The following is a 21,265-nucleotide window of genomic DNA, read 5'->3' as shown; positions in this document are numbered from 1 at the left end:
CGACGGCGTCGTCCACCGAGCCCGGTCCGCGACTGGACGTGGGCAAGGGCAACGGTAACGGCAAGAAGCCCCGGAAGCAGTACAGCGACCGCGCACGCGCGGAACGACGGCTCGGCTGGATGCTCGCCGGGCCGGCGTTCCTCGTCATGCTGGCCGTCACGCTGTACCCGATCCTCCAGGCCGTCTACGACTCGCTCTTCCAGTTCCGCCTCACAGCACCGGACGAGCGGGCCTTCATCGGCCTGCAGAACTACGCGGTGATCCTCACGGACCCCGTCTGGTGGACCGGGCTGAGGACCACGGTGTTCATCACCGTGGTCACCGTGATCGTCGAACTCGTGCTCGGCTTCGCCCTCGCCCTGGTGATGCACAAGGCCCTGAAGTCTGTCCGGGGACCGCTCCGCACGGCCATCCTCGTGCCGTACGGCATCATCACCGTCGTGTCGGCGTTCGCCTGGTTCTACGCGTTCGACATCAACTCGGGCTACGTGAACAACTGGTTCAGCTGGGTGCCCGGGATCGACGAGAACCTCAACTGGTTCGCCCAGGGCGGCACGGCCCTGTTCGTCATCATGGCGTCCGAGATCTGGAAGACCACCCCGTTCATCTCGCTGCTGCTCCTCGCGGGCCTCGCCCAGGTACCGGACGAGCTCAGCGAGGCGGCGAAAGTCGACGGCGCCACCTGGTGGGAGCAGATGCGCAAGGTGATCATCCCCAACATGAAGGCCGCGATCATGGTCGCGGTACTCTTCCGGGCCCTGGACGCCTTCCGCATCTTCGACAACGTATTCATCATGACCAACGGTGCCTACGGCACGGAAGTGCTGTCCCTGCTCGCCTACCGCCAGTCGATCAGCAGGCTCGAGATCGGCCTCGGCTCCGCCGTGTCCGTCCTCCTGTTCCTGTGCGTCCTACTGATCTGCTTCGTGGCGATCAAGCTGTTCAAGGTCGATCTCGCCGGATCGCAGGGAGGAAAGTAATGACGAACACCAGCACCAAGGGAAAAGTCCTGTGGGCGATCGTCTCGGTCCTCGTGGTCGTCTACGCGCTGTTCCCCGTCGCCTCGATCCTCGCGACGTCCTTCAAGACGCCGAGCGATCTGACGAGCGGCAAATTCCTCCCGTCGTCCGGCACGGCCACGACGAGCAACTACGAGCAGATCCTCGTCGGTGACGCCCAGGGCCTGTTCCTCTCGGCGCTGCGCAACTCGGTCGGCATCGCCCTGATCGCGACGTTCATCGCCGTCGTCCTGGCGACCCTGTGCGCCTACGCGATCGCCCGCCTGGACTTCCCCGGGAAGAAGGTCATCCTCACGACGGCGCTGGCCGTCTCGATCTTCCCGGTGATCTCGATCGTGACGCCGCTGTTCAACCTGTGGCGCACCATCGGCCTCTACGACACCTGGCTGGGCCTGATCATCCCGTACCTCTCGCTCACCCTGCCCATCTCCATCTGGACCCTTGCCGCGTTCTTCCGGCAGATCCCGTGGGAACTGGAGCAGGCGGCCCAGGTGGACGGGGCGACGACGTGGCAGGCGTTCCGGAAGGCGATCGTGCCGCTGGCCGCCCCGGGTGTCTTCACGACGGCGATCATCGCGTTCTTCATCGCGTGGAACGACTTCGTGTACGGCATCTCGCTCACCTCCACCGAAGCGGCTCGCCCGGTCCCGGCGGCGCTCGCCTTCTTCACGGGAGCCTCGCAGTTCGAGGCCCCCACGGGCGCCATCTCGGCGGCCGGGATCATCGTCACGATCCCGGTCGTCCTACTGGTCCTGCTGTTCCAACGCCAGATCGTCTCAGGCCTGACCTCGGGCGCCGTCAAGGGCTAACGCCCGCGGTTCAAGTAAAGGATTCGCACCATGGCATCAATCACCCTCAACCACCTGGTCAAGAAATACGGCGACGGGTTCCCTGCCGTCAACGACATCAGCATCGACATCGCGGACGGCGAGTTCATCATCCTCGTCGGCCCCTCCGGCTGCGGGAAGTCCACGCTGCTGCGCATGATCGTGGGCCTCGAGGACATCACGGAGGGCGACCTCCTGATCGACGGGACGCGCGTGAACGACAAGGCGCCCCGCGACCGCAACCTGGCGATGGTGTTCCAGAACTACGCCCTGTACCCGCACCTCACGGTGTACGAGAACATCGCGTTCCCCCTCCGCCTGGCCAAGGGCAAGCACTCGGAGGAGCAGGTGAACAAGCTCGTCACGGAGGCCGCTGCGACCCTGGAACTCACCGACCACCTGCAGCGCAAGCCCGCCAACCTCTCCGGCGGTCAGCGGCAGCGCGTCGCGATGGGTCGTGCGATCGTGCGGCAGGCGGACGCGTTCCTCTTCGACGAGCCGCTGTCCAACCTCGACGCCAAGCTCCGCGGCCAGATGCGGTCGGAGATCTCCCAGATGCAGCGACGCCTCGGCGTCACCTCGGTCTACGTCACCCACGACCAGACCGAGGCGATGACCCTGGGCGACCGCGTGGCCGTCCTGAAGAAGGGCGAGCTGCAGCAGATCGCCTCGCCGCGCGAGCTGTACGAGCAGCCGCGGAACCTCTTCGTCGCCGGCTTCATCGGCTCGCCGTCGATGAACTTCCTGCCGGCGACCCTGGAGGGCACCACCCTCAAGACCGCCATCGGGGACCTCGAGATCCCCCAGGAGAAGGCCCAGAAGGCGGCCGGCAAGAAGGTGGTCCTCGTCGGCGTCCGGCCCGAGTTCTTCGAGGACGCGAAGCTGGTGGAGGACAGCAAGAGGCCCCACGGCTCCACCTTCGCGGCCACCCTGACGCACACCGAATGGCTCGGCAACGAGCAGTACGGGTACATCAACTTCGATCCGGCCCCCGAGATGCGGGACCTGCTCAACGGTCTCGCGCGCGACATGGACGCCGACGAGCTCCGCCCGCAGGTCGTCGTCACCCTCGACGCCTCGAGCCGCATCAGGGGCGGGCGCGAGTCGGAGCTCTGGGTGGACACCCGGAAGCTCCATCTCTTCGATGCCGAGTCCGGGGAGAACCTGACGCGTGATGCCGAGGCCGGCGCCGCGCTGACGCGTGAGGCCGCCGAGGAGCGCGCCGAGGAGATCGCGACCGCCCAGCAGGCCGATCGCCGGGCGGACTCCGGTGGTTTCGGGAGCGGCAACGGCGCGACCGGCGGGAACACCACCGTCGACGCCGGCCGGACCGGTGGAGCGACGGCGGCCGGCGGCACGCACGCCGCAGGCTGACAGGACCCGCATTCGCGCCCGGAGGGGCGCACCTGCTGACAGGACCGGCGCCCGGAAGGGTGCCGGTCCTGCTGTGTAGTCTGGCCCTATGGTCGAACACGACGGCGCCGCCCAGGTCACCGATATCAGCGCCGGCTACGTCTTCGAGGGGCCCACGCTGCACCTCGGCGCCGCCCTCGTGGACGGCACCCTCCACACCGACGCGCAGGTCCGCCTCCCCCTCGCGATGATGAACCGGCACGGCCTGATCGCGGGCGCCACGGGGACCGGCAAGACGGTGACCCTGCAGGTGCTCGCCGAGCAGCTGTCCGCACAGGGCGTCCCCGTCTTCCTGTCCGACATCAAGGGGGACCTCACCGGTCTGTCCGTTCCCGGGACGGCGTCGGACCGGCTCGCGAAGCGCACGGCGAGCGTGGGCCAGGACTGGACGCCGAGGGCCTTCCCCGTCGAGTTCCTGTCCCTCGGCGGCGACGGCGACGGCGTCCCCGTCCGGGCCACCATCTCCGCCTTCGGGCCCCTGCTCCTCGGCCGGGTCATGGACCTGAACGAGACGCAGGAATCGAGCCTCCAGCTCGTGTTCCACTACGCCGACAGGAACGGCCTGGAACTGTACGACCTGGCGGACCTGCGCGCCGTCATCGGCTTCCTCACCTCGGAGGACGGCAAGGACGGCCTGGAGTCGCTCGGCGGGCTGTCGAAGGCGACGGCCGGCGTGATCCTCCGCGAGCTGGTCACCCTCGAGGCCCAGGGCCTGGGGGCCTTCTTCGGAGAGCCCGCGTTCGACACCGCCGATCTCCTCAGGACCGCTCCGGACGGCCGGGGCATCATCACGGCGCTGGAGCTCGTCACCGTCCAGCAGCAGCCGCGTCTCTTCTCCACCTTCCTCATGTGGCTGCTCGCGGACCTGTTCGCCGAACTCCCCGAGGTGGGCGACGTCGACAAGCCCCGCCTCGTGTTCTTCCTCGACGAGGCGCACCTGCTCTTCGCCGGGTCGTCGAAGGCCTTCCGGGAAGCCATCCAGACGACGGTGCGCCTCATCCGGTCGAAGGGCGTGGGCATCTTCTTCGTCACCCAGACGCCGAAGGACATCCCGGGGGACGTCCTCGGCCAGCTGGCCAACCGGATCCAGCACGCCCAGCGCGCCTTCACGCCCGACGACGCCAAAGCACTCCGCGCCACCGTCTCGACGTTCCCCGTGAGCCCCTACGACCTCGAGGAGGTGCTCACCTCAGCGGGCATCGGGGAGGCCGTCGTCACGGTCATGGACGAGGAGGGCGCCCCGACCCCTGTCGCCTGGACGCGCCTGCGCTCCCCCGAATCGGTGATGGGCCGGGCACCGGAGGGCACCGTTGCCGCCGTCGTCGCCGCCTCCCCGCTCCTGCCCCGCTACCGGGAGGCGGTCGACAGCCACTCCGCGTCCGAGGAACTGGCCGCGCGCCGCCCATCCGGGACCGCGGCACCCCTGCCCGGCCGTCAGGCCCCGAGCGGCCCGCGCGAGGAGCGGGACGCGGAGGCGCGCCGCATCGAGGAGGACATCCTCGGTGTCCCGTCCCGTCCGAGGGAGGCACGCGGAGGGCGTGCGCAGGGTGACGTGCCGGGCGACGCGCAGGGCACCGGCCGGCCGGCCGGTGGCCGCAGCCCCGACCGGAGCGAGATGACCGACCTGGCGCTGAAGGCCGCCGGGGTCATCGGCAAGGAACTGGCGCGCGGGCTCTTCGGTACCAAGCACCGCACGCGGCGGTGGTACTGACCCGATGCGCCGCCGTCCGGACGGACCCCGATCATGCTGATCGAGATCGTCAGTTCCACCCTGACCGTGCTGGGGCTCGTGCTGCTCAGCGCCGCGCTCGTCATGCGGCTCGTGGACGGCTCGTGGAGCAGGACGCAGGCCATCACGTTCGAGCACGAAGGGCACCCCTACCTGCGCTGGCACGACCACCGGTTCCGCATCGTCGAGGCCCTGTGGTCCAGTGGCTCACGACGACGGCGGGACCGGACACCGGCACCTCCCCCGCTGCCGCCGGGGAAGGACGTCATCATCTTCTATCAGGCCCGGCACCCCGCCCACTGGTCGCTCGAGGAGCCCCATCGCGGCTCGCGCCGGATCGCGATCACCGGGCTCGTGTGCGCCGTGGTCGGGACCGTCCTGGGCTTCCTGCCCGGCTGATCCGGGCCAGCCGGTAACGTGGGATCGTGCACATCACCCCGGTCATGAAGGTCCTCGCAGCGTGGCTGCTCGGGCTCATGCTCCTGGGTGCGGCCTTCGTCGCCACGGTGTCCTTCATGAACGGACGGCTCTACAGCCCTGAACACCAGGTGGACCTGTACTTCGAGGCGCTGCGGGACGGCGACGGCGGGGCGGCCCTAGGGCTGCTCAACGCGTCGGTCCCGGAGGGGTCGAACCCCGCCCTGCTGGACGGCGACGCCCTCCGCCGGGCGAGTGCGGCCGTGGAGGACGTCGAGGTCGGCGATGCACGGGAGACGGATGACGACCGCGTCGAGGTACCTGTGACGTACACCCTCGACGGCGTGGAGACGACGACGGTCTTCCCGCTCCAGCGCACTGGCACCGAATGGGGCTTCTTCAACGTCTGGCGCTTCGAGCAGTCCGTCCTGCCCACCGTGCAGGTCACGGCCCTGAACAGCGTGGAGGCCGCGGTGAACGGCGTGGACGTCGGGCTCCCCGACGGCACGGCCGGGCTGGCCTCCTTCTACCCGGCCGCCATCACCGCGCAGTACGACGGGCAGTACGTCGCCGCCCCCGAGCAGCACGCCGTCGTCACGAGCCGGGAGGCGCCGCCTCCCCTGGCCCTGGCCACCGAGGCGACGCCGGAACTCGCCCGGGCGGTCGACGAGGACCTGCGGGCCTTCCTCGACGGGTGCGCGGAGCAGACCGTCTTCCAGCCCACGAACTGCCCCTTCAACTACGTGACGAACGAGCGCCTGGCCGGGGACATCGCCTGGTCCATCGAGGAGTACCCCGCCGTCAGCGTCACCCTGGACGGCAAGGAGTGGCTCCTCGGGCCGCTGCGCGGGTCCGCGCGGATCGACACGCAGCTGCGCGACTTCTTCTCCGGAGCGGTCCGGGACGTGTCCGAGACCGTCCCGTTCGAGTTCGAGGCCGATCTCACGGTGACCGAGGACGAGGTCACCGTGACGCCCGTCGTCCGCTACTAGGCCGTCCCGCGCCGTCGCACCGGGCAGGGCGTCAGGGGATGAGCTTCTCCGTGCGGTAGCGCTCGAACAGGGCCGTGAACGCGTCGAGGGTCCGCCGGTACCCGGTGAAGCCGGCGACCCGGCTCTTGCCCATGTCGGTGACCACCTCGATGCCCCGCCCGAGGTCGCTGTCCGTGTGCCACCAGGACGCCATGCGGTCCAGTCGGGGTTCCACCAGGCCATGGCGCCCTGCGAGGTCCGCCCAGTGGTCCTGCCGCCCGGCCATCGCCTGCTCCAGCGGCCGCGGCGCGCCGTCGTAACCCTCCCAGTCCACCCCGAACCAGGCGGCGAGCTGCGGCCACATCCACCGCCACCGGAACACGTCGCCGTTCACGATGTTGAACGCCTCGTCGGCGGCTGCCGGGGTCGTCGACGCCCACACCATGTGGTCGGCGAGCAGGCCGGCGTCCGTCATGTCGGTCAGCCCGTTCCACTGCGTCTCCGACCCGGGGAACACGAACGGCTCGCCCGCATCCCTGCACAGTGCCGCCTGCGTGGCGAGCGTGAGCCCCATGTTCATGGCATTGCCGACGGCGTGGCCGATCACGGTGTGCGCGCGGTGCACCGACCAGGTGAAGCCCTGCTCCGCCGCCGCGGCGAACAGCTCGTCCTCCTGCGCGTAGTAGAAGTTGCGGACCGGCAGGCGCGGCTCCTCCTCGTGGAACGGCGTATCCGCCATCTCCCCCGCCGCATAGGCCTCGAACGGCCCGAGGTAGTGCTTGAGCCCGGTCATGAGGGCCACGTGGGCCACCTCCTTGCCGCGCAGGGCGGCGAGCAGGTCGCGCAGCATGGCGGCGTTGACCTCGATGTTCTCCTCTTCGGTGTCCCTGCGGGACCAGGCGGTGAAGAAGACGTGCGTCGGGTGCTCCGGTGCCAGGACGGCCGCGAGCTCCTCGGCCGAGGTCAGATCCGCGGACAGCCAGCGCACCCCCTCACGCTCGGCCCCGGGCCGGCGGGACAGGGCCAGCACGGGCCACCCGTCGGCGGTGAGCCTCTCGACGAGGGCCGATCCGGCGATGCCGGTCGCCCCCACCACGAGGGCTGTCCCCGAGTCGGTGCCTGCGGGTCGGTGGTCGTTCGTCATGGTGCGCTCCTCGTCATGATGCTGCCGGCGCGGTGCCGGCACAGTGGGGGGCGGTCACCTCCTGCCGGAGGGTCAGTCGAGGCCCCTCAGGTCCAGGGTCAGGCTCGTCTCGCCGTCGGCCGAGAGCGTGACGGGGATGCCCCAGTCCTGCTGGTACAGGTGGCAGGCGGCGTGGTCGGGGATCTCGCCGCCCGGCTCGCCGTCGCAGGACGCCGCGCGGGCGGTGATGTGCAGGACCCCGCCGCCCGCCTCAGGGGCGAGCACGAGCTCGCGGGTCAGGCCGGTGGACGTGCCGCCGCCCGAGACGAGGAGCGATTCCGGCGACGCACTGATCTTCAGCTGGGTGGGATCACCCCAGCGGTCGTCGAGCTTCTGGCCCTTCGGCGCCGTGAAGCGCACGGTGAGTCCCACGGGGCCCGCGGACATCGCAGTGGTGGGCCGCTGGGTCCGGGATGCTCCCTCGTCGACGGCGAGGGCCTCCTTGGGCAGCGGCACACGGACCAGCTGGTGCCGGTTGGCCTCGACGACGATCAGCAGCGGGTCCCCGCCGTCGGCCACGGGGGTCAGGTCCACGAGGACGTCGGAGGGCTCGGACAGGCCGCGGAGCAGCGTGGACACCTGGCGGGTGGCGGGATCGTACCGGCGGACGGCGCCGTTGTAGGTGTCCGCGATGGCGATGGACCCGTCCGGGAGCGCGGCGACCCCGAGCGGGTGCTGCAGCCGTGCCTGTCCGGCGTCGCCGTCCCGGAAACCGAAGTCGAACAGCCCGGTCCCGACGGCGGTCTGCACCTGCACGCGGCGGCGGCCGCCGACCTCGAGGAAGGACAGGATGCGCACGGAGGAGGTCTCCGAATCGGCGATCCAGATGCTGCCGTTGGCATCCTCCGCGAGGCCCGAGGACTGGGCGAACCACGCGGCCGACGCATCGCCGTCGAGCAGTCCCTCCAGTCCCGTGCCGGCGAGGATGTCGACGGCGTGGGAGCGGGGGTCGTAGGTGAAGATCTGGTGCGTGCCGGCCATGGCGATGACCACGCGGTCCAGCACCGTCGAGTGGAGCACGTCCCACGGCGAGGACAGCGACACGTTCAGCGCATCGGTGCCGAGCTCCGTCTCCGTGAGGCGGGGCGCCTCGCTCTCCGCGTCCACCTCGAAGGCGTTCTCCTGCAGCCCGGTCTTCGTGTGGTTCCCGGCGTCGAGCAGTCGCTGCGTGCCGTTGCCCGCGAGGGTGCGCACCTCCCCCGTGGCGAGGTCCACGCCACGCAGGCGGTGGTTCACGGAGTCCGCGACGACGACGTCGTACCCGACCTCCGCGGCCAGCGCGGCGGGCAGCAGGGCGAGCCCCTGCGGCTCGTTGAACTCCGCCTCGCCGGCGCCGCCGTCGCGGAAGCCCTTCGCACCGGAACCGATGGTGCGGCGGACCGTGACGAGGTCAGCTTCGAGCTCCACGAGCCGGTGGTGGCCCGTGTCGCCGGCGAGGAAGGTACCGGTGGCGGGGAGCGCGAGCAGCTTGCCGGGGAACTTCAGGTCCCCTGCGGTGCTCTCCGCCGGGACGTACGGGCCGTCGCCGCGGTGCAGCGTGCCCTTCGCCTCGTGCTCGGCGACGAGCTCCTCGACGAGCGAGGTGAGGCCGGCGGCGTGGCCCTCGCCGGAGAGGTGCGCCACGATGTAGCCCTCCGGGTCGATCACCACGAGCGTTGGCCACGCGCGGGCCGTGTAGGCCTGCCACGTGGTCAGCTCCGGGTCGTCGAGGACGGGGTGGTGGATGTCGTAGCGCTCGACGGCGGCGGCCAGCGCGTCCGGGTCGGCCTCGTGCTCGAACTTCGGCGAGTGCACGCCGACCGTCACCAGGACGTCCGAGTGCTGCTCCTCGAGCGGCCGGAGTTCGTCGAGGACGTGCAGGCAGTTGATGCAGCAGAAGGTCCAGAAATCGAGGATCACGATTTTTCCGCGAAGGTCCTCGAGCTGCAGCTGCCTGCCGCCGGTGTTGAGCCAGTTACGGCCGGTCAGGGCTGAGCCGCGCACCCGGTAGCCAGTGCGCACGGTGGTCTCGGTCATTCATCGTCTCCTGCGGTGGTGGTCGCCCGCGCCGCGGGCTGCTGCCCTGCGCGGGCGGGTCCGGCGTCGCGCGCGGCGAGGTCGGCGAACATGCTGTTGTAAGCCGCGAGGTCGGCGTCGTTATTCCTGTCCGCCGCGCGGTCCTTGCGCTTCGTCTCCCGCGCATCCGAGCGCGACCACACGATCGCGACGCCGATCGCGAGCAGCAGCGTGGGGATCTCGCCCACGCCCCAGGTCACGGCGCCGCCCACCTGCTGGTCGGCGAGGGCGGAGGCGCCCCACTCACGGCCCATGTTGCCGAACCAGGAGGCCTCGAGCAGCGACGTCGAGCCCATGAGGGTGACGCCGAAGAAGGCGTGGAAGGCCATCGTCGCGAACAGGAGCAGCAGCCGCATGGGGTACGGGGCACGGAACGGCACGGGATCGGAGCCGATCATGGACAGCACGAAGATGTACCCGGTGATCAGGAAGTGGGTGATCATGAGCTCGTGGCCCACGTGCTCGCGCAGCGCGAACCCGAACAGCGGCGAGTAGTAGAACACGACGATCGACGCGACGAAGTTGCCGGCTGCGACGAGCGGGTGGGTGATGATCCGCGACGGCAGCGAATGCACGATCACGAGGATCCATTCCCGGATGCCGCGCGTGCCGTCCCGGCGGGCGCTGAGGGCCTTGAGTGCGAGGGTGACGGGTGCGCCGAGGACGAGGAACAGCGGCACCACCATCGTCAGGGCCATGTGGTCCACCATGTGCGCGCTGAACAGCACCATGCCGTAGATGGCGGGCGCGCCGGAGGTGAAGTAGGTGAGGCATGCCAGGCCGACCAGCCAGCTCATGAGCTTCAGCGGCGACCAGGAGTCGCCGCGGCGGTGCAGCTTCAGCATGCCCAGGACGTATGAGACGGCGAAGATCACCGCGACCGCGATCCACAGCCAGTCGGGCCGCCACTCGGTGACCCAGCGTGCCGCGGTGGGCTCGGGCGGGAGGTCGTAGCCGGTCAGGATCCGCGCCGGTCCCGCCTCCGTGGGCAGTTCCTCGGAGCGGGGCGGGGCCGTGCGTCCGAGGGCCCCGGCGACCCCCAGCACCGCGCTCATGATGAGGAGTTCGACGAGGACGAGCTGCCACAGGACGCGGCGTGCGGACATCTTCGACGCGGCGGTCCCGGCGGGAGCCCCGAGCTGCGGGATGATCCACTGCCGGTGCATCCAGCCGATCCCGCCGAGCAGGATCGTGGCGATGGTCTTGAAGGTGACGAGCAGTCCCCACGGGGAGCTGAGCTGCCCGAGGTCCGAGATCCGGAGGCTGGCGTTCACCACGCCGGAGGCGACCACGAGGACGAACGCGAAGCCGGCCAGCGCGGAGAAGCGCTGGAGGACCGGCAGGGTCTGCCCGCCGAGCGCGCCGCCCACCACGGCGAGGGCGATGATCCCGCCGACCCACAGGCAGACGCCCACCAGGTGCAGGGCGATCGAGTTCACCGCGGCGTTGTGGTCGTCACCGCTGGCGGAATGGCCGATCAGGGCCATGGGCAGCAGGTTCAGGAGCGCGAGCACCAGGGTGAGGGCCAGGCCGGTCTGCGACCGCACCCCGAACAGGAGGGTGGCCAGGACGGCCGCGACGATGGTCGTCACGAGCCAGGCGCGCCCGGTGGAGAAGTCGGTGAGGAAGGCGGCGAGCCCCTGCGTGTAGGCGGGGTCGGTGCTGAGCGGCAGTCCTGCCGCGTCCGAGTAGGTGAAGATCATGACGCCGAGCGCGCCGAGCGTCCAGGCGACGGCGGAGACGGAGGCCAGCAGCATCACGCGCGAGAAGGCAGGATGCTCGGCGGCGGTCTCCGCGGGCTTCCGGCCGCGGGGTCCGACCCTCCGCGGGAGCATGAAGACGGCGAGGACGAGGGCGCCGATGGTCGCTGCGGCCGCCGTGTTGTTGAGCACCTTGGCGACGGGCAGGCCCCACCGGGTGAGGGCGCCGGGGTCTCCGAGCTGACGCGCGGCGGCCGCCCCCGTGTAGAGCAGGGCGACGACGAGGGCGCCGAGGACGACGGCCCCGGCCAGGACGAGCCAGCCGGTCGCGAGGGCTCGCTCGGGGGAGGAAGCGGCGGCGGTCTCCCGGGGTTCCTTCACAGTGGTCGGCACATACACCATTCTCTACCCCGAGTAGAAATAGGGCCAATCTCCTCCGGGCCTGCACCGGAACGGGAGGGGCACTTAACGCCGAGGGACCGCTGCCTCATGGCAGCGGTCCCCTGGTGTCGGTCCTGGGACTACTTGGCGGAAGCCTTCAGCTTCGAGCCGGCGGTCAGCTTGACGCTGTGGCCGGCGGCGATCTGGATGGTCTCACCGGTCTGGGGGTTGCGGCCCGTGCGGGCTGCGCGGCTGGTGCGCTCGACGGCGAGCCATCCGGGGATGGTGATCTTCTCGTCCTTGGCGATGGACTCGGAGAAGACGTCGAACAGCGCATCGAGGACGCTGTTGACGGCGGCCTGGCTGGTGTCGGCCTTCGCCGCTACCTCTGCAACAAGTTCACTACGGTTCTTAGCCAATTTTGTCCTCCTGGACGTCACTCTTCGGAAAGAGCTCTTCGCGGTATTCGAAAAGCCTCTGTCCGAAAACTTACCAGCTTGGATGCCCCGACCCGCGTGTTCACGCGGCTTCTCGGCGGAAAGACGGCCGTTTCGAGGCTGTTTTCCGGCCGTGGCCGGGCATGACGCGAAGAAGCCGCCACCCGGGGGTGACGGCTTCTTCGGTTACCGCGCGGGGCGGCGGGTGATGCGGTGGGGCTCGGCGCCCCGGGGGCTGTCTACCAGCTCGACTTGGTCACGCCGGGCAGTTCGCCACGGTGTGCCATGTCACGGAAGCGGACACGGGAGATGCCGAACTTCTGGAGCGTGCCGCGGGGGCGGCCGTCGATCTGGTCACGGTTGCGCAGGCGCACCGGCGAGGCGTTGCGGGGAAGCTTCTGCAGGCCGAGGCGTGCGGCTTCGCGTGCTTCGTCGGTGGCGTTCTCGTCGACGAGGGTCTTCTTGAGCTCGAGGCGCTTGGCCGCGTAGCGCTCGACGATGACCTTGCGCTGCTCGTTACGAGCAATCTTTGACTTCTTGGCCATGGTTAGCGCTCCTCTCGGAATTCGACGTGCTTGCGGATCTTGGGGTCGTACTTCATCAGGACCATGCGGTCCGGATCGTTACGACGGTTCTTGCGCGTCACGTAGGTGTAGCCCGTCCCGGCGGTGGACTTCAGCTTGATGATCGGACGTACGTCCTTGTCCTTGGCCATTAGAGCTTCACTCCCCTCGCGAGGATGGACGCGACGACCGCGTCGATGCCACGCACGTCGATGGTCTTGATACCGCGGGCCGAGACCTGCAGCGTCACGTTGCGGCGCAGGGAAGGCACGTAGTAGCGCTTCTTCTGAATGTTGGGGTCGAACCGGCGCTTGTTACGGCGGTGCGAGTGCGAAATGCTGTGTCCAAAGCCGGGCTCGGCTCCGGTCACTTGGCAGTGGGCTGCCATAACTCTCCTCCAGATTAGATGAACGTGACGGAATCACTTGTTGGGCGTCCCGCCACCAGTAATGACACCGTTATTACTGCAGCTTTCCGGAGGTTGACCTGGCAGGGTGAGAACCTGCCGAAGCGCCTCGCCGCGGGGAAGACGGTGAAGTTCAGGCGGGGCGCGGCCTTGCGGCCGGCACAGCCTTGAATTCTAGGTAGTCGCGGGTCGCTGGGCAAATTCCTCCCGTCCGTGGACGGGCGTCATCAGCCACAGCCAAACGCCCTACCATCCTACCGGCCGGATGAGGCGTGACCAAAACGGGTCAGTCGTCGATCAGCCCGTCCCGCCCGACGACGGCGGGCTCGTCCGGACCGGCACCGAGGCGGTCCCCGTCGACGACGGCGTCCGAGTCCACGATGGCGTGCCGCACCACCGCCCCGGCCTCCACCCGCGCGCGGTTCAGCAGGACGGAATCCTCCACGACCGCCCCGGCCTCCACCGTGGCACCCGCGCCGATGACGCTCCGGCGGACCGTGCCGTGCACGCGCGCGCCGGGGGCGATCAGCGAGCTGCCGACAACGGCCCCGTCGCCGATGAACGCCGGTACCAGTTCCGGCGGCTCGGTGAGGATGGGCCAGTCGGGGTCCGAGAGGTCGAGACCCTCACCGTCCACGAGGTCCAGGTGGGCGCGGAGGTAGTTTGCCGGCGTCCCGAGATCGCGCCAGTACCCCTGGAGCCGGTGTTCGACCACGGAACCCTGCTCCACCAGGTGCGGCACCAGGTGGTGCCCGTAGTCACCCAGGCCGCCCTCGGTGCCGTCCAGGCGCTCGAGGGCGTCGAGGAGGGTCGCCGCGGTGTACAGGAAGATCTCCGTGGTGACGATGCGCGTCCGCGGCTCCTCCGGCTTGTAGGCGAAGTCGGTCACGCGGCCGTCGTCATCCACGGCCACGACGCCGTGGGCGGAGGCGTCGCCGTCGAAGTCCGCGGTGACCATCGTGAGCGCGGCCCCGCTGTCGAGGTGCGTGGCGACGACGTCGCGGTAGTCGAGGCGGTAGAGGTGGTCCGAGCTGAGGACGAGGACCAGGTCCGGTGCGAAGTCGCGGATGGAGTCGACCTGCCGGAGCAGTCCGTCGGCGTTGCCCTCGGCGAACCCCTCACCGTCGCCCCCGCTGAAGGGAGGCAGTACCAGGAGCCCGCCGCGGGTGCGGTCGAGGTCCCAGGGCCTGCCGTTGCGGAGGTGGTCGTTGATGGTCTTCGGCTGGTACTGCTCCATGACCCACACGTCGGAGATGCCGCTGTGGTGCAGGTTGGACAGGGGGATGTCGATCAGCCGGAAGCTGCCGCCGACGGGCATGACGGGCTTCGCCCGGTGATCGGTGAGCGCACCGAGGCGCCCTCCCGCACCGCCGGCGAGCACGATCGCGAGGATGCGCGGCTGGTGCCGGGCCTTCGCCTGCTGGTCCATGGGCAGTCCTGTCCTGTCTGTGTCCGGTCGGGATGATGGCCCCGCCCCGGTCGGGTGGTCCTAGAGGTCCTGCCGGGAGCTTCCCTGCGCTGCCGCCCGGCCCGCCAGGGCCGCCGCCGGGGCGGCGTCGGCCAGGATCCAGTGCGCGCTGTCCATCCCGCGGAGGATCTTGCGGCCCACGCGCTCGAGGTCGGCGACGTCCTGGTCATCGAGGGCGTCGAAGACGGTGGAGCGGACCTGCGCGACGTGCGTCACCGCGAGTTCGGTCAGCATCTCGAGCCCGTCGGCGGTGAGGGAGGCCGTGGTCACGCGCCCGTCGAGGGAGGACGGCAATCGTGTGACCCACCCCCGGCCCTCGAGCTTCTTGACCACATGGCTGAGCCGGGAGAGGGACGCGGTGGATCGGGCGGCGAGCTCGCTCATGGGCAGGCTCGTGCCCTCCGCCTCCGAGAGCATCGCGAGGACGTGGTAGTCGAACAGGGTGATCCGCGCCTCACGGAAGAGGTGGGTGTCGAGGTTCGCGGGAAGCAGGGAGGTCAGCGCGTAGAGGGCCAGCCATGCCCGCCGCTCGTCGGGTGTGAGCCAGTGCGCCGCCATGCGCTCATTCTGGCACACGGGGTCCTCCGGACGAGGGCCCGTGCCGCGGCCCCGGCGTGCTTGCGGGCACGGCCGGATCCGTGCTCGCTGCGGGCCTCAGGCGCTGACCGAGGCCCAGTGCGGGCGGGTCAGCGACGGGTACTTCGGCGCCAGGTCGTCCCCGGACGAGACGCCCCGCAGTCGCCTGCCCACCCAGGGCGTCAGGTACTCCCGCGCCCACTGCGCATCGGCCCGCAGCTGGTCCGCCCGGTTCAGGGCGGGACGGGCGTCGAGCTCGGGCAGGTCGATCCGGTGGGACGCCTTCATGGCCCCGAGCACGCGCGCGGCCATGAGCGTGTGCCCCGCGACGGACATGTGCATGCGGTCGACGTCCCAGTAGCTCCAGTCCTGGAACTCCCGCAGGCGCCAGTAGTCGACGATCGTGGCGGCATGCCGGTCGGCGATCTCACGCACCCACTCGTTGTAGACGGCGGTGCGCCCGCGGGTCTTCCCGAAGACCGCCGATCCCGCCGTGTCGAAGCCCGTGAACAGCACGACGGCGGCTCCCGCCGCGCGGAGCCGGGCCACGCCGTCGTCGTACCGGGACATCAGGAGGTCGATGTCGACGCGCGGCCGCAGGATGTCGTTCGCGCCGGCATAGACGGTCACGAGCGTCGGCTCGAGGGCCAGGGCGGCGTCGACCTGCTGGTCGAGGATCTGCCGCATCTTCTTCCCGCGGATGGCGAGGTTCGCGTAGCCCCAGGACGCGTCGGCGAGGACCAGCTGCTCCGCGACGCGGTCCGCCCACCCCCGGACGCCGTTGGGCGACGCCGGATCCCAGTCACCCACCCCTTCGGTGAAGGAATCGCCAAGGGCCACGTATCGCTGGGTGTAGGTCACGACCAAAGATTACCCCCGCCGGCCGCACCCGCCGGGATAAGCTCGTCGGAGCCATCCCTCCACCCTGCCCGAAGGACATCATGCCCACCGAAGCCACACTCGAAGCGACCCCCGAGACGCTCGCGGACACCGGATCGGGCCGCCGTCGCGCCGCGCTCATCGTCAACCCGATCAAGATCACCACGGTGGACGTCGAGGCGGCCGTGAAGCGCATCTCGGCCGAGGACGGGTGGGACGAGCCCCTGGTCATCGAGACGACCGCGGATGATCCGGGTCACGGCCAGGCCCAGCAGGCCCTCGAGGCCGGCGTGGACCTGGTCATCGCCGCGGGCGGGGACGGCACCGTGCGGTGCATCGCCGAGGAACTCTCCGGCACCGACACCATGATGGCCCTCGTGCCGCTGGGTACGGGCAACCTCCTGGCCCGCAACCTCGACATCGCGGTCGACGATCCGGACGCCGCCGTCGAGGCCGCGTTCCGCGGGACCGAACGCACCATCGACGTCGTGCACGTGACCGTGGACCGGGCACAGGACGCCCACGTCTTCCTGGTGATGGCCGGCATCGGCTACGACGCCGCCATCATGTCCGACACCCGGGACGATCTGAAGGACAAGGTGGGCTGGCTCGCCTACGTGGACGCCGGCATCAGGAACCTCCCCGGCAAACCGACCCGGACCACCATCTCGGTGGACGGCGGCAAGCCCTTCGACCGCCGCCTGCGCAGCGTCATGGGCGGCAACTGCGGCAAGATCATGGGCGGCCTGGAGATCTTCCCCGGCGCGAAGATCGACGACGGCCTGATGGACCTGATGACGGTCGCCCCGAAGGGGAAGCTCGGCTGGCTCGCCGTCGTCGGCAAGCTCTTCGCCCGCGGCAAGGGCAAGGACTCCTCGCTCGAGTACTTCCAGTGCCGCACCGCGGAGGTCACCCTGCACGCGCCGCTGGAGGTGCAGCTCGACGGCGATCCCCTCGGCGAGGCGACCCACATGGCGTTCGAGGTCAGGCCGAATTCGCTGCGCCTGAGGATGCCGCTGGGCTACAAGGACCCCGCCGTGGTGAGTGAGCCCCTGCCCTGACGGGTGGGCCCTGGGCGGCGCCGGGCGGGCCGCGGAGTGCGCCGGCCCGGTCGGCGCTGCTGCGGCTCCGGGTCAGGCCTGTTCCGCGCGCCCCTTGCGCCAGTACCCCATGAACGCCACCTGCTTCCGGTCCACGCCGACGTCGCGCACGAGGTAGCGGCGCAGGCTGCGCACCACGGCCGCCTCGCCCGCGATCCAGGCGTAGAAGGGCTGCGTGCCCGGAGGCCGCTCCGGGTTGACCGTGGACCGCACGATCGCCGTCTCGAGCAGCTGCGGCGTCTCCCAGAGGATGGTCCTGTCGATGTCGACGTCCTCCGGCTCGCCTCCGCCGTTCGCGCTCTCCCGGCCGGACAGGGAGACCCAGCCCGGGACGCGCACCGCGTCCCGGACCGCCGCCTCCAGGTGCTCGCCGTGCGGGCGATCCCCGCGGGGCAGCCAGGTGACCTGCACGGACGAGCGTGACCGGATGGGCCGGATGTCCTGCCCATCCGGCACCTCCAGGAACGCGTGGCCGCCGATGTCCTCGGGGAGTGCCTCGAGGATGGCGCTGATGGCGGGCACGGCGGTCTCGTCCCCCGCGAGGAGGACATGCTGCGCGAGGCCCGGGCTCCATTCGATCCCCCCGTACGCACCCGCCGTCCGGCACTGGGCGGCGGAGGCGTTCGGCCCGATGACGCAGACCTTGTCCCCCGGCCGCGCCGCCGCGGCCCATTCCGCGGCGGGACCGCCCCGGCCGTGGGCGTCCAGGTGCATCACGAAGTCGACGTCGATTTCGGGGCGGGGACCGCTGCAGCGTGATTCCCGCACCGTGTAGGTGCGCATGGAGCCGCGGTCCGCGGCATCCAGGCCGAGCCACCGCTGGTACCAGCCCGAGGCGTCGCCGCTGCTCATCATCGCCGCGATGTCCGGGGCGTCGCGGCCCTCGGAGGGGATGACGATCTTGATCCGCAGGTCGAGGGTGTCCCCCACCACGCCGAACCCCGTGAGGCACGCGCCGCCGAAGGTGATGCGGCGGAAGGTGGGGGTGAGGTCCCGGACGGCGGTGACGACGACGTCGAACGCCAGCACCATCGGCTCGGTGTCCGCGGCGGTCCGCCGCGCGCTGCGCTGGGTCACGTCGGTCATGATGCTGCCTCCAGGGGGGTCGGAACGGTGTCCTGCGGGCCGGGTCCTTCGCCGGCTTCGCCCGGGCCGTGGTGCCGGCCGTGGTGGCGGCCGATCGGGACCACCATCGGGGTCCCCGAGACCGGGTCGGTGATGACGCGGCACTCGAGGTCGAACACCCCGGACACGGTCTCCTCGGTCACCACGTCCGACGGCGCGCCGTCGGCCACGATCCTGCCGTCCCGCATGGCGATCAGGTGGTCCGCGTAGCGTGCGGCGAGGTTGAGATCATGCAGCACCATGACCACAGTGGTCCCGGACCGCCGGTTGAGATCCGTGATGAGGTCCAGGACCTCGATCTGGTGGGTGACGTCGAGGAACGTGGTGGGTTCGTCGAGGAGCAGGATGTCCGTCTGCTGGGCGAGGGCCATCGCGATCCAGACGCGCTGGCGCTGCCCGCCGCTGAGCTCGTCCACGGAGCGGTCGGCGAGCGGGAGGGTGTCGGTGGCCTCGAGTGCACCCGCGACGGCGGCGTCGTCCTCCGGCGTCCACTGGCGGAACCACCCCTGGTGCGGGTACCGGCCGCGGCCCACGAGGTCGGCGACGCTGATGCCGTCGGGCGCGACAGGGGTCTGCGGGAGGAGGCCGAGGACGCGGGCGACTGCCTTGGTGGACTGCGTGGAGATGTCGGAGCCGTTGAGCAGCACGGTGCCGCCGGCGGGCTTGAGGAGGCGCGCCAGTCCCCGCAGCAGCGTCGACTTGCCGCACGCGTTCGCACCGACGATCACCGTCACCTTCCCGGCGGGCAGGGCCACGTCGAGTCCGTCGACCACGGTGCGGTCGTCGTAGGCGAGGGTGAGCGCCTCGGCGGTCAGCGTGGCCGCCGTCGTACGTCCGGATCCTGCCATCATCAGCCTCCCTGGCCCGAGCGGTTCGCCGTGGCGAGCAGCCACAGCAGGAACGGGGCGCCGAGCGCACCGGTCACGACGCCGACGGGCAGCGACGCACCGGGGACGAGGTTGGCCGCCACGAAATCCGCACCGAGCACGATCACCGCACCCACGAGGGCCGCCATGGCCAGCGACGGACGGTTGCCGAGCAGGCGGCGGGCGATCGGCCCCGACAGGAAGGCGACGGCGGCCACGGGTCCGGCAGCGGCGGTCGCCACCGCGGCAAGGGCGACGCCGGTGGACATGAGCCCCAGGCGCGAGGCCTCGACGCGGAGGCCGAGGCCCGCGGCGGCGTCGTCGCCCAGTTCGAGGCCCTGCAGGCTGCGGGAGAGGACCGCAGCGGCCGGCAGCAGCACGGCGAGGCACGCGACGAGGACCGTCACGCGGTCCCACGTGCTGGAGTTCAGCGAGCCGTTCAGCCAGAGCACCGCGGCCGACGCCGTGCGGAGGTCGGTGCGGGTGATGAGGAAGCTCACGAGCGCGTGCATGACCGCCGCGAAGCCGATCCCGACGAGGATCAGGCGGTAGCCCGCCACGCCGCCGCGACGGGAGATCAGGTAGATGGCCGCCGCGACCACCATCGCGCCCACGAGGGCCGAGAGGGACACCGCGGCACCGGCCGCCCCGAAGAGGACGATCGCGGTCACGGCCGACGCACTGGCACCGTAGCTGATGCCGATGATGTCGGGGCTCGCGAGCGGGTTCCTCAGCATGGTCTGGAACACGGCACCCGCGATCCCGAAGGCGATCCCGACGAGGAGCCCGATGACCGCCCGGGGCAGCTTGTTCTCCAGCACGATGAAGCTCGCGCCGGGGATGTCGGCGCCGCCGAGGATGCGGAAGAAGTCCGGGACGGTGACGGTGTAGGAGCCGAGCAGGACGTTCACGGCGAACAGCACCGCGACGACGCCGGCCACGACGGCCAGCCGCGTGCCCGTGCTCCGGCGGCGGCGCGCCCGGACGGCGGCGGGACCGCCCGGATGCCCGGGGCGGTCCGCCCGGGGCATCCGGGCGGGCGCGTGGTCCACGGGCGCGCTCACAGCTGCGCCATCCTGCGCCGCCGGACGAGCCAGATGAAGACGGGGGCGCCGAGCACGGCGGTCATGATGCCCACCTGCACCTCGCCCGGCGGCAGGATGACCCGGCCCACGATGTCCGCCCACAGGAGCAGCACGGGACCCGACAGGGCGGAGAAGGGCAGGATCCACCGGTAGTCGGAGCCGACGACGAGCCGCACCAGGTGCGGGATGACGAGTCCCACGAAGGCAATCGGCCCTGCCGCGGCCACGGCCGCACCGCACAGCAGCACGACGCCGACGGCGGTGACGGCACGGGCGAGGGGGACGTTCTGGCCGAGGCCGCGTGCCACGTCGTCGCCCAGCGCCAGGGAGTTGAGGACCCGACCCGTGGCCAGGGTCAGGACGAGGCCCGCCCCGACGAACGGCACCACCGCACCGATGACCTCCCAGCCCCGGCCGGCGAGCGTGCCGACCTGCCAGAACCGGAAGGCGTCGAGGGTCTCCTGGCTGGAGACGAGGACGGCGTTCGTGAGGCTCGCGAGTCCGGCGGCCAGGGCCGCCCCTGCGAGTGCCAGCTTGACCGGCGTCGCGCCGTCCCTCCCGAGGCTCGCCACGGCGTAGACGGCGACGGCCGCGGCGCCCGCGCCGGCGAAGGCGAACCAGAGATAGCTGGAGGCGCTGCTGAGGCCGAACAGGTAGATCCCGACGACGACGGCGAGGGACGCGCCGGCGTTGATGCCGAGGATGCCGGGGTCCGCCAGCGGATTGCGGGCGATGCCCTGCAGCGCGGCTCCCGCGGTGGCGAGCGCCGCCCCGACGAGCAGCCCGACCACGGTGCGCGGGACACGGGAGAGGACCACGGCGTGGTCGCCGTTCGCCGGGTCGAAGGACGCAACGGCGTCGAGCACGGTCGGGATGCTGACGGAACGGGCGCCGATGGTGAGCGAGGCGACGCAGGACAGTCCGAGGATCATGACCGCGAGCAGCAGCTTCGCGAGGCTCCTCGCGCCGGAGGACCGGTGGCGGGAGGCCGGGCCGGCAGGGGCCCGGCGCAGGGTGGAGGCCTGGACTGCCATGTGCCTCCCTCAGCCGGACGATCGGTCTGAG

Annotated in this window: 21 protein-coding genes; 7 read left to right on the top strand and 14 right to left on the bottom strand. The window is 70.7% G+C overall.

Going from position 1 to position 21,265, the window contains the following annotated elements:
- Positions 1–32: 32 nt before the first annotated feature.
- The 6 genes from CXQ92_RS11900 to CXQ92_RS11875 all read left to right on the top strand — a co-directional run bounded on the left by CXQ92_RS11900 (position 33) and on the right by CXQ92_RS11875 (position 6,397).
- The gene (locus tag CXQ92_RS11900; RefSeq protein ID WP_306738619.1) at positions 33–980 is read left to right on the top strand and encodes a carbohydrate ABC transporter permease; all 948 of its coding nucleotides are present in this window, start codon (positions 33–35) and stop codon (positions 978–980) included.
- The gene (locus tag CXQ92_RS11895; RefSeq protein WP_104167910.1) at positions 980–1,828 is read left to right on the top strand and encodes a carbohydrate ABC transporter permease; all 849 of its coding nucleotides are present in this window, start codon (positions 980–982) and stop codon (positions 1,826–1,828) included. The genes CXQ92_RS11900 and CXQ92_RS11895 overlap by 1 nt, the downstream gene beginning before the upstream one ends.
- Positions 1,829–1,858: 30 nt before the next feature.
- Positions 1,859–3,220, top strand: a complete 1,362-nt coding sequence (locus tag CXQ92_RS11890) for an ABC transporter ATP-binding protein (protein WP_258069885.1) — start codon at positions 1,859–1,861, stop codon at positions 3,218–3,220.
- Positions 3,221–3,308: 88 nt separating this feature from the next.
- Complete coding sequence (locus CXQ92_RS11885) at positions 3,309–4,970, top strand: helicase HerA-like domain-containing protein (RefSeq protein WP_104167909.1); 1,662 nt, start codon at positions 3,309–3,311, stop codon at positions 4,968–4,970.
- Positions 4,971–5,003: 33 nt separating this feature from the next.
- The gene (locus tag CXQ92_RS11880; RefSeq protein WP_104167908.1) at positions 5,004–5,387 is read left to right on the top strand and encodes a hypothetical protein; all 384 of its coding nucleotides are present in this window, start codon (positions 5,004–5,006) and stop codon (positions 5,385–5,387) included.
- A 26-nt stretch (positions 5,388–5,413) separates the two neighbouring features.
- Entirely contained in the window at positions 5,414–6,397 is a 984-nt protein-coding gene (locus CXQ92_RS11875) for a hypothetical protein (RefSeq protein ID WP_258069884.1), read from the top strand.
- 31 nt (positions 6,398–6,428) lie between these two features.
- Here the strand turns inward: CXQ92_RS11875 and CXQ92_RS11870 are convergent, their stop codons facing one another.
- The 10 genes from CXQ92_RS11870 to CXQ92_RS11825 all read right to left on the bottom strand — a co-directional run bounded on the left by CXQ92_RS11870 (position 6,429) and on the right by CXQ92_RS11825 (position 16,006).
- Positions 6,429–7,520: an SDR family oxidoreductase gene (locus CXQ92_RS11870; protein ID WP_104167907.1), complete on the bottom strand. Its 1,092-nt coding sequence runs from the start codon at positions 7,518–7,520 to the stop codon at positions 6,429–6,431.
- Between the two features lie 72 nt (positions 7,521–7,592).
- On the bottom strand, positions 7,593–9,575 hold the full coding sequence (locus tag CXQ92_RS11865) for an NHL domain-containing thioredoxin family protein (protein WP_104167906.1): 1,983 nt from the start codon (positions 9,573–9,575) through the stop codon (positions 7,593–7,595).
- Positions 9,572–11,626 (bottom strand): bifunctional copper resistance protein CopD/cytochrome c oxidase assembly protein, encoded by a 2,055-nt coding sequence (locus tag CXQ92_RS11860; protein ID WP_258069928.1) that lies wholly within the window; start codon positions 11,624–11,626, stop codon positions 9,572–9,574. The genes CXQ92_RS11865 and CXQ92_RS11860 overlap by 4 nt, the downstream gene beginning before the upstream one ends.
- 209 nt (positions 11,627–11,835) lie before the next feature.
- Entirely contained in the window at positions 11,836–12,114 is a 279-nt protein-coding gene (locus tag CXQ92_RS11855; protein ID WP_043441577.1) for an HU family DNA-binding protein, read from the bottom strand.
- Positions 12,115–12,371: 257 nt separating this feature from the next.
- Positions 12,372–12,677, bottom strand: coding sequence for a 30S ribosomal protein S14 (rpsN, locus tag CXQ92_RS11850; RefSeq protein ID WP_026545363.1), 306 nt, complete (start codon positions 12,675–12,677; stop codon positions 12,372–12,374).
- Positions 12,678–12,679: 2 nt separating this feature from the next.
- On the bottom strand, positions 12,680–12,847 hold the full coding sequence (gene rpmG, locus CXQ92_RS11845) for a 50S ribosomal protein L33 (RefSeq protein ID WP_019481734.1): 168 nt from the start codon (positions 12,845–12,847) through the stop codon (positions 12,680–12,682).
- Positions 12,847–13,083 (bottom strand): 50S ribosomal protein L28, encoded by a 237-nt coding sequence (gene rpmB, locus CXQ92_RS11840; protein ID WP_043441573.1) that lies wholly within the window; start codon positions 13,081–13,083, stop codon positions 12,847–12,849. Before rpmB ends, rpmG begins: the two co-directional genes overlap by 1 nt.
- A gap of 304 nt (positions 13,084–13,387) precedes the next feature.
- The gene (locus CXQ92_RS11835) at positions 13,388–14,530 is read right to left on the bottom strand and encodes a glucose-1-phosphate adenylyltransferase family protein (RefSeq protein WP_104167904.1); all 1,143 of its coding nucleotides are present in this window, start codon (positions 14,528–14,530) and stop codon (positions 13,388–13,390) included.
- Between the two features lie 60 nt (positions 14,531–14,590).
- Entirely contained in the window at positions 14,591–15,127 is a 537-nt protein-coding gene (locus tag CXQ92_RS11830; RefSeq protein WP_104167903.1) for a MarR family winged helix-turn-helix transcriptional regulator, read from the bottom strand.
- A 96-nt stretch (positions 15,128–15,223) separates the two neighbouring features.
- Entirely contained in the window at positions 15,224–16,006 is a 783-nt protein-coding gene (locus CXQ92_RS11825; RefSeq protein WP_104168232.1) for an SGNH/GDSL hydrolase family protein, read from the bottom strand.
- 80 nt (positions 16,007–16,086) lie between these two features.
- Between CXQ92_RS11825 and CXQ92_RS11820 the strand changes: the two genes are divergently transcribed.
- Positions 16,087–17,085 (top strand): diacylglycerol kinase family protein, encoded by a 999-nt coding sequence (locus CXQ92_RS11820; protein ID WP_104167902.1) that lies wholly within the window; start codon positions 16,087–16,089, stop codon positions 17,083–17,085.
- Between the two features lie 72 nt (positions 17,086–17,157).
- On the opposite strand, the gene CXQ92_RS11815 is transcribed toward CXQ92_RS11820, so the two are convergent.
- From CXQ92_RS11815 to CXQ92_RS11800, 4 genes are read right to left on the bottom strand one after another with little or no spacing between them, the layout of a single operon-like run.
- The gene (locus CXQ92_RS11815; RefSeq protein ID WP_258069883.1) at positions 17,158–18,210 is read right to left on the bottom strand and encodes a siderophore-interacting protein; all 1,053 of its coding nucleotides are present in this window, start codon (positions 18,208–18,210) and stop codon (positions 17,158–17,160) included.
- Entirely contained in the window at positions 18,207–19,100 is an 894-nt protein-coding gene (locus CXQ92_RS11810; RefSeq protein WP_306738566.1) for an ABC transporter ATP-binding protein, read from the bottom strand. The genes CXQ92_RS11815 and CXQ92_RS11810 overlap by 4 nt, the downstream gene beginning before the upstream one ends.
- Positions 19,100–20,179, bottom strand: a complete 1,080-nt coding sequence (locus CXQ92_RS11805) for an iron chelate uptake ABC transporter family permease subunit (RefSeq protein ID WP_258069882.1) — start codon at positions 20,177–20,179, stop codon at positions 19,100–19,102. The genes CXQ92_RS11810 and CXQ92_RS11805 overlap by 1 nt, the downstream gene beginning before the upstream one ends.
- Positions 20,176–21,234: an iron ABC transporter permease gene (locus tag CXQ92_RS11800; RefSeq protein ID WP_104167900.1), complete on the bottom strand. Its 1,059-nt coding sequence runs from the start codon at positions 21,232–21,234 to the stop codon at positions 20,176–20,178. The genes CXQ92_RS11805 and CXQ92_RS11800 overlap by 4 nt, the downstream gene beginning before the upstream one ends.
- Between the last annotated feature and the right edge of the window lie 31 nt (positions 21,235–21,265).

The organism is Arthrobacter sp. SX1312 (assembly GCF_002929295.1).
Taxonomy (GTDB): Bacteria; Actinomycetota; Actinomycetes; order Actinomycetales; family Micrococcaceae; genus Arthrobacter_D.
The sequence above is the reverse complement of the archived record's forward strand: the minus strand, read 5'-3'. Positions and strand labels throughout refer to the sequence as shown.

Coding starts and splice junctions, on each gene's coding strand:
- CXQ92_RS11880 (WP_104167908.1), top strand. CDS start 5,004: ATGCTGATCGAGATCGTCAGTTCCACCCTGACCGTGCTGGGGCTCGTG.
- CXQ92_RS11835 (WP_104167904.1), bottom strand. CDS start 14,530: ATGGACCAGCAGGCGAAGGCCCGGCACCAGCCGCGCATCCTCGCGATC.
- rpsN (WP_026545363.1), bottom strand. CDS start 12,677: ATGGCCAAGAAGTCAAAGATTGCTCGTAACGAGCAGCGCAAGGTCATC.
- CXQ92_RS11830 (WP_104167903.1), bottom strand. CDS start 15,127: ATGGCGGCGCACTGGCTCACACCCGACGAGCGGCGGGCATGGCTGGCC.
- CXQ92_RS11810 (WP_306738566.1), bottom strand. CDS start 19,100: ATGATGGCAGGATCCGGACGTACGACGGCGGCCACGCTGACCGCCGAG.
- rpmB (WP_043441573.1), bottom strand. CDS start 13,083: ATGGCAGCCCACTGCCAAGTGACCGGAGCCGAGCCCGGCTTTGGACAC.
- CXQ92_RS11895 (WP_104167910.1), top strand. CDS start 980: ATGACGAACACCAGCACCAAGGGAAAAGTCCTGTGGGCGATCGTCTCG.
- rpmG (WP_019481734.1), bottom strand. CDS start 12,847: ATGGCCAAGGACAAGGACGTACGTCCGATCATCAAGCTGAAGTCCACC.
- CXQ92_RS11885 (WP_104167909.1), top strand. CDS start 3,309: ATGGTCGAACACGACGGCGCCGCCCAGGTCACCGATATCAGCGCCGGC.
- CXQ92_RS11820 (WP_104167902.1), top strand. CDS start 16,087: ATGCCCACCGAAGCCACACTCGAAGCGACCCCCGAGACGCTCGCGGAC.
- CXQ92_RS11865 (WP_104167906.1), bottom strand. CDS start 9,575: ATGACCGAGACCACCGTGCGCACTGGCTACCGGGTGCGCGGCTCAGCC.
- CXQ92_RS11815 (WP_258069883.1), bottom strand. CDS start 18,210: ATGACCGACGTGACCCAGCGCAGCGCGCGGCGGACCGCCGCGGACACC.
- CXQ92_RS11800 (WP_104167900.1), bottom strand. CDS start 21,234: ATGGCAGTCCAGGCCTCCACCCTGCGCCGGGCCCCTGCCGGCCCGGCC.
- CXQ92_RS11890 (WP_258069885.1), top strand. CDS start 1,859: ATGGCATCAATCACCCTCAACCACCTGGTCAAGAAATACGGCGACGGG.
- CXQ92_RS11870 (WP_104167907.1), bottom strand. CDS start 7,520: ATGACGAACGACCACCGACCCGCAGGCACCGACTCGGGGACAGCCCTC.